We start from the raw sequence: 12,907 nt of genomic DNA, 5'->3' as shown, positions 1-12,907 counted from the left end.
GATGACCGCGCCTGTTCCCCTGCCCGCCCTGATCCGCACCTTCGGGCGCATCGGCCTTCTGTCCTTCGGCGGCCCGGCGGCGCAGATCGCGCTGATGCACAAGGAGCTGGTCGAGGACCGCCCCTGGCTGAGCGAGGCGCAGTTCCTGCGCGCGCTATCCTTCTGCATGCTGCTGCCGGGGCCCGAGGCGATGCAGCTGGCGACCTATGCCGGATGGCGCCTGCGCGGCTGGCGCGGCGGCCTGATGGGCGGGCTTCTCTTCACCCTGCCCGGCGCGCTGGTGATCTTCGTGCTGGCGCTGCTTTACGGGCGCTACGGCACGCTGCCGCCGGTGCAGGCGGCCTTCCTGGGGGTCAAGGCGGCAGTCGTGGGCATCGTCGCGCAGGCGCTCTGGCGGCTTGGGCAGCGGGCGCTCAAGGGGCCGCAGGACGCGATCCTCGCCTGTCTCGCCTTCCTCGCGCTCTTCGTCTTTTCGGCGCCCTTCCCGCTGGTGATCCTTCTCGCCGCGCTCTGGGGCGCCTGGCGGGGCCGCCATGCGGCCCTGCCCGATCCGGCGCCGGGCGATCCGAGGGCCTGGCGCGGGCTGCGGCTGCTGCCCCTTGGCGCGGCGCTCTGGCTGGCGCCGCTGGCGCTGCTGCCGCTGGCGGGTCAGGGCTTTCTCACCGAGCTGGGCCGCTTCTTCGCCTGGCTCGCGGTGCTGACCTTCGGCGGCGCCTATGCGGTGCTGGCCTGGATGGCCGATGCGGTCGTGGGCGACTTCGGCTGGCTGACCGCCGGGCAGATGATCGACGCGCTGGGATTGGCCGAGACGACGCCGGGGCCGCTGATCCTCGTCACGCAGTTCGTCGGCATCCTCGCCGGCCAGGGCCAGGGCGGCAGCGGCGTGGCGGCGGGTCTGCTGGTGCTCTGGGTCACTTTTGTGCCGTGCTTTTTATGGATTTTCGCCTTCGCCCCGCTGGTCGAGAGGCTGGGCGAGATGCCGCGCCTATCAGCGGCGCTTGCGGGGGTGACGGCGGCGGTGGTGGGCGTGATCGCCAATCTCTCGCTCTGGTTCGCGGCGCATGTGCTGTTCCGCGAGACGGTGCAGATCACCCAAGGCCCACTGGACATGGTGCTGCCGGTGCTGCCGGCGCCGCGGCCACTGGCCATGGGGCTGGCGGCGCTGTCCTGCGCCCTGCTGCTTTGGCGGCGCTGGCCCCTCGTGGCGGTGCTGGCACTCTCGGCCGGTCTGGCCCTTTCTGCGACCCTGCTGGCAGCCGGGTAAGCCGCCCGGCCCCCTTTTCTCTGCCCGCGAATGACGTATGATCGTCTCCGAACAAGAGGGAAGCTGCCGCATGGCCCAGTCCGACCGCACCATCGACTACGGCAAGCTGATGCACCGCGCGATGCGGGGCCTGATCCAGCGGGTGCTGGAGGATGTCTCGCGCGAGGGGCTGCCCGGCAACCACCACTTCTTCATCACCTTCGACACCATGCATCCGGATGTCGAGATCGCCGACTGGCTGTCCGACCGCTACCCCGGCGAGATGACCATCGTGCTGCAGCACTGGTTCGACAATCTCGTGGTGAACGACGACGGCTTCGCGATCACGCTGAACTTCGGCGACAACCCCGAGCCGCTCTACGTGCCCTACGATTCCATCCGCACCTTCGTCGATCCTTCGGTCGAGTTCGGCCTGCGCTTCGAAAGCCAGGACGGCGAGATCGAGGACGAGGATCAGGACGAGGCGCCGATGCAGGAGATGGTCGAGGACGAGGAGCCGGAGCCCGCCCAGAAAGGCGCGGCCGAGGTCGTCAGCCTGGACAAGTTCCGCAAGTAATCATTCGGCCCATGGCCTGACCGAGCGCGCGCGGGCGACTTTCGCCCGGCGCATCGCCGTGTCTTGGCGCCCGGCGACGGCCCTCCGCCGCCGGGCGCTGCCCCGTCAGGCCAGCACGAACTCGTCCGAGAAGTTCAGCCCCACCAGCATCGGATCGTGGTCCGAGGTGCGCCAGGGCGTCTCGCCATCGAAGATCGCCGGATCGCGCCCGAAGTCGAGGTTGTAGTCGTACACGTCGGGCTCGCTGCTGTTGATGTGCCAGGTCGCGGCATTGGTGACGTTCCCCGCGGCCGCCGCACTCGCGAAGGCATAGTCCAGCGTCCCGAGCTGCCCGTCGAAGACATAGGTGGCATCGCCGGGGTTGTAGGTCTCTTCGAGGTTCACGTAGCCGCGGTCCTTCATCGCGTCGATCGGATCCTCCATCGCGTAGGCGTTGAAATCGCCCAGCACGATCTGGTCGGCATCGGCAAAGGCGCCGCTCCGATCCGCGTCCAACCAGTCGGTCAGCGCGCGCACGCCCTCGGTCCGGGTCTCGTTATAGGCCCCCGCCCCGTCGTTCGCGTCCGCATCGCCGCCCGAACCAGAGCCGCCCTTGGACTTCATGTGGGCGACGGTGACGTTGAAATCCTCGGCCCCCGTATCCCAGGCATAGGTGAAGTTGGCCGAGAGCGGCGCGCGGTTGGTGCTGGACCCGTCGAAGAGCGGATCGCTGCCATAGTCGCCCGGCAGGCTGGCGAGCACATCGTCGTTCAGGATCGAGACGGAGTCGTCGATCAGCGTGACGCTGTCGGTGCGGTAGATCATCCCCACCGAGATCGCGTCGGAGCTGTCGACGAAGGGCTGCCCCGGATCGACGGAGGCCCAGACATCGCTGCCATAGGCCGCGTTCAACCCGTCGACGATGGCCTGAATGGCGAAGGTGCCGTCGCCGTTCTGATCGAACTGGAACTCGTTCTCCAGCTCCACCACCCCGAAGATATCGGCGTCGATCGCCTCAAGCGTGGTGATCAGCTTGTCGAACTGCCGCTCGTATTCCGCCAGGCTGTCGGCGCCCCGCGGCTCCAGCCCCGAGGGGCCGGAGACATTGCCGTTCTCGTCGATGGTGGTGAAGAAGTTCAGCACGTTGAAGCCGGCGACGGTGATGTCCGGCGCGGTGCCATCCTCTGCTGACAGATCGGGCGGCGTCTCCTCGCGCGTGCGCGTATCCTCGAAATCGTTGACGCCGTCCTCGGCGCTGCGGACCCGGAACTCGTCGAAGTTGAAGTCGAGGACGCCCGTCAGCCCCGTGATCGTATCGCCAGAGCCGAAGCCATCCGCGGTGTCGAAGACCCCGTCGCCGTTCAGATCCGCCTCCGCGAAGATCGGCGCGTTCTGCACGGCAAGGCCGTCGTCGAAGTAGACCTGGTTCGACGCGATCTCGCGCAGGTAGTCATCGTAGGCGCCGGTCTGCGGATCGTTGGTCTGGGTAAACTGCTGCGGCTGCTCTCCGGTCGTCAGCACCACCTCGTTGAAGCGGTCGAGGTTGAAGGTCTCGGTCACCGTCAGCGTGTTCGAGAAGGTGACGAGCATGCTCTCGTAGGCCTCGAGATCGGCGGCATAGGTGCCGTTCGATCCCTGCACGCCGTCGATGGCATCGAGGTCCACCGTCACCGCGAGGTCGTTGATATCGGCCACGGCGCCGGCCTCTTCGATCACGGTCGAGGCGGCGGTGATCTGCGTCTTGCCGAAGTATTCGCTGACCTGCCCGGTGACGGTGACACGGTCGCCGATCTGCACATCCGCGAGGAAGGAGGGATCGAAGATGAAGATGCCTTCGGAAGTGGCGGCATCGCCGTCCTGATCGAAGGCTTCCTCCTGCAGGAAGAAGCCGTTGAGGTTGCGCGTCCCGTCGGCATCGCCGTCCTGGAAATCGCCCACCACGATGGCGGTCACGCTGACAGTCTGCCCCGCCAGCGGGCTGTCCCCGCCGATGCCCTGCACCTCGCTGATCAGCACCGCGCCGGCCTCGCCGCCGTCGCCGGGGTCCTGGTTCAGCTCGCCCGGCGTGTCGCCGGCGGTGGAGCCATAGGGCAGCTCGACGTAAGCGTCCGAGCCGTCGGGAACGGCAGCGATACCGCCGTAGGTGTAGTTCCCGTCCGCCCCCGTCACCACATCCGAGTAGTTCACGTCCGGATTGCCGTCGCCGTCGGGCATCGAGACGCTGTCGAGAACCGCGTCCCAAGCGGCGACATCGAAGGTGCCGTCGTTGTCGGCATCGAGGTCGTCGCCGGCGCTCGCTGTGAAGTTCGAGACCAACATGTAGGTCGAGGGGCTGCTGAAGATGTCGGTACCCGCCGGGATCACCAGATCCCCCGCGTCGAAGGTGCCGGTCGAAAGGCTGTCCTGCGCGATCATGAAGATGCCGCTCTCGTCGAAGAACCCGCCCGAAAGATCGAGGGCGAAGTCCACCGTCCCCGGCTCGTATTCGCCCGAGATCGAGATCAGTGTCAGCCCCTCGAGAGAGGCCGAGGCATCGGCGCTGTAAAGCTCGAAGAAGCCGTCCGACAAGCCGCCGCCCTGGCTGTGCCGCAGCTCGTTGATGAAGATATCCGCGAGCGGCCCGTCGGTGTCGCCGCCCGTGTTGCCGGGAAAGGCCGTGCCGTCGGCCTCGGTGCCGGGGCTGTAATCCGTTCCCGACACGGTGTCGTGCTCGGCGAAGCCGCCCGTCAGGTCGGGATCGCGGGTCAGCGAGACGTCGCGCCCCCCTTCGGAGCCGTAGGTGACCGTGTCGATGGGGCTGCCGTCGGCACCGGCCAGCGTGATGCTATCGCCACCGTTGTTCAGCCCCAGCGCGCCGCTGCTGGCGGTCACGACCTGCGCGCCGCCGAAGCTGCCCGTGGGCGTGCCCCCGCCGAAGACGACGATGGCCTCGCCCGCCGCCAGCGTGGTGCCTTGTGCAAAGACATGGCGGACCTGCACCGCGTCCGAGATGGTCATGCCGGACAGGTCGAGCGGCGTATCCCCGGTGTTCACGATCTCGACGAACTCGTCATCCGTGGCATCGCGGGTGCCGTCGCCATTGGCATCCCCGTCAAGGCCGCTTGCGGGATCGGCAAGGAATTCGTTGATGACGAGGGTGACTGCCGGCGTCTCGCCGCCGCCGCCATTGCCCTCGCCCAGGTAGGTCGGGTTCGCCGCGCCGAAGGTCAGGCCGGGCGCGCTGTCGAAATCTGCCGCCGCGACCTCGGTGCCGTCGGCGCCGACCACCGTGTCACCGCCGATGCCGTTCACCGCCCAGAGCGTGCCGTCGCCGCCGTCGCGGAAGATCAGCTCCGGCTCGCTGCCGGTATAGGCGAAATCCGTACCGCCCAGCTGCGCGCCGTAGGAATAGACCTCGTCGCCCGTCGCATCGGGCACGCCGATGGCGTCGAAGACCGTCCCGAAGACGGAGGCATCGTCAAGCACGCCGTCATCATCGGCATCGAGGTCGACGCCCGCATCGGCGGCAAAGCTGTCGGCAAGGACCAGCGTGAAGCTGGGGTTCTCCAGATCCGCGATGGTAACGGTGAGGATGCCATTCGCGTCGAAGATGCCCTCCACCGTCTCGATCACGTTGATCGAGCCGGGGTTGGCCCCGCCCGCATCGCCTTCGATCGCGACGAGGACGCCGGAGAAGGTGGCGCCCGGCGTGCCGGTCAGCTCCACCTGCTGCGTCGCGGGGTCGGAGCCGGAAGGGTTGGGCTGGAATTCCGAGATCAGGATCGGCGTCTCGGGCAGGTCGGTCACGGTGATGCCAATTTCGGTGCTGTCCGTGGCGCCGCTGGCATCGCTCGCGATCACCGTCACGTCGTAGACATTGTCGCCATTCGCATCGGCCGGCGCCTCGTAATCGGGTGCGGCGATGAAGGAGAGCGCGCCGCTCTCGTCGATCTGGAACAGCGCGGCATCCGCGCCCGCAAGGTTGTAGGTCAGCGCATCGCCCTCGGCGTCGGTGGCGTCGAAGCTGGCGATGGGGCCGGAGGCGTTCTCCTCGAAACTCGCGGTCGCCGGGCCGGTCAGCACCGGGGCGTCGTTGGTGCCGGTGATCGTCACCTCGACCCGCGCGGTGGAGATGCCGCCGCGCCCGTCGCTGACGGTATAGGTAAAGCTGTCGGTCGCCGTCTCGCCCTCGGCCAGCGCGTCGAAAAGGCCGGCGGGATCGTAGGTCACCACCCCGTCCTCGAGGCTGACGCTGGCGCCGCCCGCGCTGGTGGCCGAGACGCCGGTGACGCTCAAGGCATCGCCGTCGAAGTCGCGGTCATTGGCCAGCAGCGTGGCGACATCGATGACAAGGGCGCCATCCTCATCCGTGGCGGCCCTGTCGTCCTGCGCCAGCGCCGCGTTGTTGCCGCCATCGAGGCGGAGGACGAAGTCGTCGAAGACCAGTCGCTCGACAGAGGTCAGGATGTCGCGCCCGCCCGCCCCATCGGTCACGGCGGTGCTGCCCAGCAGCCGGGAGCGGGCGCCGATCTGATACTCGAGGATCGAGCCTTCGTAGACGATGGTATCCGTGCCCGAGCCGCCAGAGATCACGTCCGACCCGGCCCCGCCAAGGATGGTATCGTCGCCGCGCCCGCCGCTGATGACGTCATTGCCCGCGCCGCCGTCCAGCAGGTCGCTGCCCGCGCCGCCGAACAGCAGGTCCTTGCCGCCACCGCCGTAGAGGCTGTCGTCCCCGCCGAAGCCGAAGAGGATATCCGTGCGCGCACCCCCCGCGATGCTGCGACCCGCCGGGGCCCATCCCAGAAACGGTGCGAAGAAGTTGAATGCCATGACGTCCCCCGAAGCCTGTCTTACCCGCCCCATCTTCCCGGCGGGCAACACAACTTTGCAACAAAGACGCCGCAGTTGGCTGGATTAGCTGTCACTGACGTTGCGTCATGTCCTCAGCTCCAGGCCCGTGCGCCCGTCCCGGCGCCGCGCGCGGGGGCCGTGCGCTGGTGCAGATTGACCCGCCGGGCGCCCATGGCATCTCTGGCCGCAAAGGAGATTTGCCATGGAAGTCGGTCTTTATACCTTTGGCGATATCGGCACCGATCCGGTCACGGGCGCCAAGGTCGATGCGCCCCAGCGCCTGCGCGAGCTGATCGAGGAGATCCGCCTCGCGGACGAGGTCGGCCTCGATGTCTTCGGCTTGGGTGAACACCACCGCCCGAACTACGCGATCAGCAGCCCCGCCACCGTGCTCGCCGCCGCCGCGCCACTGACGAAATCGATCAAGCTGACAAGCTCCGTCACCGTGCTCAGCTCGGACGATCCGATCCGGGTCTACCAGCAATACGCCACGCTCGACGCGCTGACGGGTGGCCGCGCGGAGCTGATGGCCGGGCGCGGCAGCTTCATCGAGAGCTTCCCGCTCTTCGGCTACGACCTGAACGATTACGACGCGCTCTTCGACGAGAAGCTGCAGATGCTGCTGCGGATCAACGAGGGCGAGAATCTGCGCTGGAAGGGCACCGCCCATACCCGCCCCGCCAATGGCGGCATCTACCCGCGCCCGGTGAACGGCAGCCTGCCGATCTGGCTGGCCGTCGGCGGCACCCCGAACTCGGTGATCCGCGCCGGCGCGCTGGGCCTACCGATGGCGCTGGCGATCATCGGCGGAGAGCCGGCGCGTTTCGCGCCGCTCTTCGATCTTTATCGCCGCGCGGCGGAGCAGTCGAACCAGACGCCCGGCCCGACCTCGATCAACGTGCACGGCTTCGTCGGCAAGACGACGCAGGAGGCCGCCGATACCTTCTTCGAGCCGCAGAAGCAGGTCATGGACCAGATCGGCCGCGAGCGCGGCTGGGGCCCGCAGAGCCGGTCGCAATACGATGCCTCGCGCGGGCCGGATGGCGCCCTTTTCGTAGGAAGCCCGGCCGAGATCACCGACAAGATCCTCGGCCTGCGCGAGAAGATGGGCTTCGAGCGTGTGCTGATCCAGATGGCCATCGGCGTGATCGAGCACGACAAGATGATGAAGGCGATCGAGCTTCTGGGAACCGAGGTCGCCCCGGCCCTGCGCAAGGCGACCGCCTGACACCCTGTGGCGGCCCTCGACGGGGGCCGCCGCCGCCGCGGGGCGGCCCGTTGCGCCATATTGACGCCATAGCCCCGCGGCATGCTCTCCGGACGTTGTAGGTTTACGATCGAAGGAGGCCCGTTATGCCCCATTCCTCCGCGTCCACTCTCGGGCGCGCGCGCGGCGTGCTGCCGCGACGACGCGTCAACAGGCTTGCCGCGGTGCGCCCGCGGGCGGCACAGCAGGCCTCCACGCAGCTGCGCATCGCCACGATCCTGACCGCCTTCATGATGTTCAAGGCGCTGGCCCATGCCTGGATGGGGCGCGCCGATTACGCGCGGGCGATCCACGACCTGGCGCAGGGCACGCTGGCCGAGCGCTCTCTGGCCCTGCTGCTGCATCCCGATCCGGTCACGGTCTGGACCAGCACGCATTTCGTCGCCTTCTTCGGCGGCTAGGCGCCCCCTATTCGGGTGCGCGCTGGGCCGCCTCGCCCTGCGCGCGGATCTGCGACAGGCTTTGCCGCGGTGTCAGCGCCTCGGCCGAGACCACGAGTTCCAGCAGCGCGCCGCCCGGCGCCTCCATCGCCCGCTCGAATGCGGCCTCGAAGCCCTCCGTCCGCTCGACCCGCTCGGCGTGAAAGCCGTAGGCCTTGGCGAGGGCGACGAAGTCGGGGCTGACCATCTCGGTCCCCGAGACGCGGCCGGGATAGTGCCGTTCCTGGTGCGCGCGGATCGTGCCGTAGATGCCGTTGTTCAGCACCAGCACGATGGGCTGCGCCCCGGCCTGCGCGGCGCTGGCAAGCTCCTGCCCCGTCATCTGGAAATCGCCGTCGCCGGCGAAGCAGACAACGCAGCGCTCCGGATGGGCCACCTTCGCCGCGATGGCGGCCGGGATGCCGTAGCCCATGGCGCCCGATTGCGGCGCCAGAAGCCGCGCCTTCGGGCCGTAGCGCATCTGCTTGTTCGGCCAGATGGCGAAATTGCCGGCGCCGTTGGTGACGATGGCGTCTTCCGGCAGGCGCCGCTCGAGCAGCGCGCAGACGCGCCCCATGTCCACGGGGGACGGCTGGTCGGGCAGATCGAAGCCCGCCTCGTAGGCGGCGCGACCCTCGGCCCGCCAACCGCCCCATGGGCCGGAGACGGGCCCCAGCGCCTCGAGCGCCGTGGCGAAGGCATTGGGTCCGGCCTGCAGCGCCAGCGCGGGGCGGTAGATCTTGCCCAGCTCCTCGGTGCTGGCATGGACGTGCAGCAGCTTCTGCCGCGGCGCTGGCACCTGCATGACGGTATAGCCGCCGGTGGAATTCTCACCGAAGCGGGCGTTGATGGCGAGGATCACGTCGGCCTCTTCCAGCAGGCGGCGCACCCAGGGCACCATCCCGACGCCCGCCTCGCCGCAGAAGACCGGCGCATCATTGTCGACCTGGTCCTGGTAGCGGAAGACCGAGACCACCGGGATGTCGCTGGCTCCGGCAAAGCGCTGAAGCGCGCCCGCACCCTCGGGCGTCCAGGTGCAGCCGCCATAGAGGATCACCGGGCGCTGCGCGGCGGCGAGCGCGGCGTGCAGATCGGCCAGCGCGGCGGCATCGGGCGCAGGCTCCGCGATGCGCAGCGGCGCGGTGAGCGGCGCCGCATCGGTTTGCGCCGTCAGCATGTCCTCCGGCAGGGCGATGACCACGGGGCCGGGGCGGCCGGAGACGGCAGTGGTCCAGGCGCGGGAGATCAGCTCCGGCAGGCGCTCCACCTCGTCGATTTCCGTCACCCACTTGGCCATGCTGCCGAAGACGGCGCGGTAGTCCAGCTCCTGAAAGGCCTCGCGGCCCTTCATGTGGGTGGCCACCTGCCCGACCAGCAGGATCATCGGCACGCTGTCCTGCATGGCGGTATGCACGCCGATGGCGGCATTGGTGGCGCCGGGGCCGCGGGTGACCATGCACAGGCCCGGCTCGCCCGTCAGCTTGCCCCAGGCGGCGGCCATGAAGGCGGCGCCGCCCTCGTGCCGGCACAGCACGTAGTCAAGCTGGCCCCGGGTGTCGTGCAGCGCGTCGAGAACCGCGAGATAGCTTTCGCCCGGCACGCCGAAGGCCTTGCGCGCCCCCAGCCCGATCAGGCTTTCGACCAGTAGCTGCCCGCCGTTGCGCATCGTGCCCTCCTGCCCCGCGTCGCGGCAGGATCGCGCGGGTGGCGGCCGAAGGCCAGCCCCCTTTGCAGCCCCTCAGGCCGCCCCGAGCAGGCGGTCAACCTCGTCGGCAAGCGTCATCGGATCGTAGGGCTTGCTGATGACGCCGGCAGCGCCGAGGCCCATCAGCTCGTCGATCGTGCTGCGCTGGGCGGCGGCGGTCATGAAGATGACCGGAACGCCGCAATACTCGGGCCGCCCGTTCAGCACGGTCTTCAGCTCCGGTCCCGACATCTCGGGCATCATCACGTCCAGCAGGATGACGTCGGGTAACTGGGCGCTCAGGCGCTCCAGCGCAGCGCGGCCGCCTGAGGCGGTCTCCACCTCGATCTCGCCGTTCATCTCCAGTGCGAACTTGGTGATCTCGCGGATATCGTCGTCGTCGTCGACATGCAGGATTTTCATCGTGTCTCTCCCTACTCTCTTGTTCGCCCGGCCCATGGGCCTCAGGCGGCCGAGGACATGCCGGTGGCACCGCGCGCGGCCAAGGCCGCCGTCACCTCGCGCGCGACATCGCATTCGCGCACGCGCGATTTGGTCATGACCGCATAGACGCGCTGCCCAATGTCCGCCCCCACCTCGAAGGCCGAGAAGACGATCACGGGGATCGACTCGTCGATCTCGTCCAGCAGGTCGAGGCCGGACCCGTCCGGCAGCACCTTGTCGAGGATCACGAGGTCGAAGCCGTTCTGCGCCAGCGCGCGCCGCGCCCCCGAGAGGGAGGCGGCCGAGACGAGGTCGACCCGCTCGTCGAGGTTCTCGCGGATGATCTGGTGCAGCGAGGCATCGTCCTCGACATAGAGGACGCGCGGTGTGCTGCGCTGCCGGTTCCGCAGCGCGAGGTCGATCTCGCCGCGCAGGACGGCGGCATTGACCGGCGCGGGCAGCCAGTCGCTCAGATCGGTCATGTCGAGCGGCGGATCGGCGGCGACGAGCACCAGCGGCAGCCCCGAGGCTTCGATCTGCGGCCGCAACGCCTCAAGCTTGCGCAGATCGCTCATCCGCGAGAGGTCGATGACGAGGGCGGAGTAGGTGCGGGCCGCGATGCGCTCGGGCAGTTTCGACAGGTCGGGGCACAGGTCGCACTTGGCGCCGTTGACCGAGAGGATCTCGATCACACGGGCGTTCAGCCCGGCGCTGCTGCCGCAGATCAGCAGCCGCGCGGCGGCGATCTCGGGCACCGGCTCCGGCGCCTGCAGGGGCGCCGCCAGCGGCAGCTCCAGATGGAAGGTGGCGCCGCCCTCGGACGTCTCGTCGAACCAGACCCGGCCCTGCAGCGTCTCGGTGATGGCGCGCGAGATGTTCAGCCCCAGCCCGGTGCCGCCGAGCTTGCGCGTGCGCCGGGTGTCGGCCTGCTTGAAGCGGTCGAAGAGGTGGGCGCGGAACTCGGGCGGGATGCCCGGCCCCTCGTCGGCGACGGTGATCCGCAGCCGGTTCTCGACGAGCCGCGTGCGCAGGTGGATGGTGCCGCCCTGGGGCGAGAACTTGGCCGCGTTCGACAGGAGGTTCATCAGCACTTGGTGCAGGCGGTCGGCATCGACGTCGATCATCGCCTCGGGCGCCCCGGCCTCGCGCGCGATGCGCAGCAGCTTGTCGGGCGCGTAGCCCTCGATCGCCAGGACCGCCTGGTCGAGGATCGGCCCGACGGGCTGCACCTCGGTCGAGAGGGTCATCTGCCCGGCCTGGATCTTCTGCATGTCGAGCAGGTCGTTCACCAGCGTCACCAGCCGTTCGGCATTGCGATTGGCGATCCGGATCATGTTGCCGATCTTCGGCGGAACCGCATCCTCGCCCATGCCGACCACCAGCCCCAGCGAGCCGCGGATCGAGGTGAGCGGCGTGCGCAGCTCGTGGCTGACGATGGAGATGAAGCTGTCCTTCATCTGCTCGATCTGCCGGCGCTCGGTCACGTCGAAGATCATGCCATCCCAGACACGGGCACCGGTGCGGTCGATCCGCATGCCGGCATCTGTGCGCAACCACTGCGTCGTACCGTCGGCCAGCGGACGCTCTATCTCGAAGGTGATGCTGTCCCCCTCGTGCAGGCAGTCGCGCAGGGTCTGGTAGAACTGCTCTCCGCCCTCCTCGCCGAGGATCTGCCGGGAGCACAGCCGGGGCTGCCCTAGGACGGCCCGGTCCATGCCGAACATCGTCTCGGCGCGGCGCGAGATGTAGCTGATGAAGGGCTCTTCCCCGCCACGGCGGACGACCTGGAACAGGACGACCGGCGCGTGATCGGCGATGCCGTTGATCTGCGCCTGTTTCTCTTCGCGGAACTCGATGGCGGCGACACGCTCCTGCTCGCGCAGAAGACCATATCCCAGCAGCAACGCCGCGAGGAAATTGGTCGGCGCGGCAAGCCCCATCGCCGCCCAATAGATCGACCAGGGGGCGCTCGAGAGATACAGAAGCGACAGCGGCGGCACCAGCCCGGCGACCAGCGCGAAGAGAAAGACATAGGTCAGGGTGATGTCCCGCCGCTTGACCCGGTGCCACCAGACCCAGAGGCCCAGTGAAACAAGGGTCGTGATCAGGACATAGCCCACGCCGGGCAAGGCCCCGCTGCCGCCGTGCAGCCAGCGCAGGAAGGCGATGGCGGTGCCGGTCATGACCGAGGCGAACGGCCCGCCGAAGGCCGTGGCGACGGCCACCACGGCGGCGCGCGGATCGATGCGGATACCGGGACGAATCTCCACCGCGTGTTCGACGACGAAGACGCCCACCAGCATGAAGATGGCGCCCAGCGTCAGGCTCCGCACCACCCTGTACCCCGCCAGGCGCGTCCGGATCGCCGCCAGAACGAGGACGGGAAGCAGCATGACGGAGGCGCTCTCCACCATGGTGACGATGTTATCGACAAGCATCGGCAGTCCTTCCCGCTGGGCCG

General features: G+C 68.7%; 8 protein-coding genes. 4 read left to right on the top strand and 4 right to left on the bottom strand.

Features of this window, described 5'->3' with window-relative positions; all coding sequences use genetic code 11:
• Window position 1: 1 nt before the first annotated feature.
• Window positions 2-1,264: a chromate efflux transporter gene (chrA, locus tag DFP88_RS03230; RefSeq protein WP_110812984.1), complete on the top strand. Its 1,263-nt coding sequence runs from the start codon at window positions 2-4 to the stop codon at window positions 1,262-1,264.
• 70 nt (window positions 1,265-1,334) lie between these two features.
• The gene (locus DFP88_RS03225) at window positions 1,335-1,820 is read left to right on the top strand and encodes an SspB family protein (RefSeq protein WP_110813304.1); all 486 of its coding nucleotides are present in this window, start codon (window positions 1,335-1,337) and stop codon (window positions 1,818-1,820) included.
• Between the two features lie 105 nt (window positions 1,821-1,925).
• On the opposite strand, the gene DFP88_RS03220 is transcribed toward DFP88_RS03225, so the two are convergent.
• On the bottom strand, window positions 1,926-6,611 hold the full coding sequence (locus tag DFP88_RS03220; protein WP_181418545.1) for an ExeM/NucH family extracellular endonuclease: 4,686 nt from the start codon (window positions 6,609-6,611) through the stop codon (window positions 1,926-1,928).
• A gap of 223 nt (window positions 6,612-6,834) precedes the next feature.
• Between DFP88_RS03220 and DFP88_RS03215 the strand changes: the two genes are divergently transcribed.
• Both DFP88_RS03215 and DFP88_RS03210 read left to right on the top strand, forming a co-directional pair.
• Window positions 6,835-7,860, top strand: a complete 1,026-nt coding sequence (locus DFP88_RS03215) for an LLM class flavin-dependent oxidoreductase (protein WP_110812982.1) — start codon at window positions 6,835-6,837, stop codon at window positions 7,858-7,860.
• Between the two features lie 125 nt (window positions 7,861-7,985).
• Window positions 7,986-8,300: a hypothetical protein gene (locus DFP88_RS03210; protein WP_110812981.1), complete on the top strand. Its 315-nt coding sequence runs from the start codon at window positions 7,986-7,988 to the stop codon at window positions 8,298-8,300.
• Between the two features lie 7 nt (window positions 8,301-8,307).
• Here the strand turns inward: DFP88_RS03210 and DFP88_RS03205 are convergent, their stop codons facing one another.
• From DFP88_RS03205 to DFP88_RS03195, 3 genes are all read right to left on the bottom strand, one after another.
• Window positions 8,308-9,984 carry a thiamine pyrophosphate-dependent enzyme gene (locus DFP88_RS03205; protein ID WP_110812980.1) on the bottom strand — a complete coding sequence of 559 codons (1,677 nt, stop codon included), beginning with the start codon at window positions 9,982-9,984 and terminating at the stop codon, window positions 8,308-8,310.
• Between the two features lie 72 nt (window positions 9,985-10,056).
• Window positions 10,057-10,425: a response regulator gene (locus tag DFP88_RS03200; protein ID WP_110812979.1), complete on the bottom strand. Its 369-nt coding sequence runs from the start codon at window positions 10,423-10,425 to the stop codon at window positions 10,057-10,059.
• Between the two features lie 41 nt (window positions 10,426-10,466).
• A complete protein-coding gene (locus DFP88_RS03195) occupies window positions 10,467-12,884 on the bottom strand; it encodes an ATP-binding protein (protein WP_110812978.1) in 2,418 nt (805 codons plus the stop codon).
• Window positions 12,885-12,907: the final 23 nt, after the last annotated feature.

Source organism: Pseudoroseicyclus aestuarii (assembly GCF_003217255.1).
Taxonomy (GTDB): Bacteria; Pseudomonadota; Alphaproteobacteria; order Rhodobacterales; family Rhodobacteraceae; genus Pseudoroseicyclus; species Pseudoroseicyclus aestuarii.
Note: the sequence above shows the minus strand (reverse complement) of the source record. Positions and strands in the feature narration are given on the sequence as shown.